Annotated in this window: 2 pseudogenes; both read right to left on the bottom strand. The window is 63.7% G+C overall.

Going from position 1 to position 435, the window contains the following annotated elements:
- A pseudogene (gene cysW, locus IB264_RS34270) lies at positions 1–322 on the bottom strand (sulfate/thiosulfate ABC transporter permease CysW); the annotation flags it as partial.
- Positions 312–435: pseudogene (locus IB264_RS34275) on the bottom strand (molybdate ABC transporter permease subunit); the annotation flags it as partial. The pseudogenes IB264_RS34275 and cysW, both read right to left, overlap by 11 nt.

Raw genomic sequence — 435 nt, forward strand, 5'->3', positions numbered from 1 at the left:
TCGTCAGGAAGGCCTTGCCGATGAACTCGAACTTGGCGATCGCCCAGGCGGCGGCGACGCCGAAGACGAGGTTGAGCGGCACGGCGATGGCGGCGACAATCAGCGTCAGGCGGATGGCGGAGAAGGTTTCGGCATCGCCAAGCGCCGACAGGAATTCGGCCGGTCCCTTGCGCAGCGCCTCGGTAAAGACCGCCGCCAGCGGCAGAAGCAGGAACAGGCCGACGAAGGCGAGCGCTGCAGCGATCAGACTTATGCGGGCAAAGCGGCTTTCCGAGGTGGCGGCGCGCACGTGATGGGCGGCTGTAGTCAGATCAGGCGACATAGACATATCTCCGCCGGCTCCAGGCCTGGATCGAGTTGATGACGAGCAGCATGGCAAAGGAGATCACCAGCATCACCGCGGCAATGGCGGTGGCGGCGGGATAATTAAACTCT

This window comes from Ensifer sp. ENS11 (assembly GCF_014851895.1).
Taxonomy (GTDB): domain Bacteria; phylum Pseudomonadota; class Alphaproteobacteria; order Rhizobiales; family Rhizobiaceae; genus Ensifer; species Ensifer canadensis.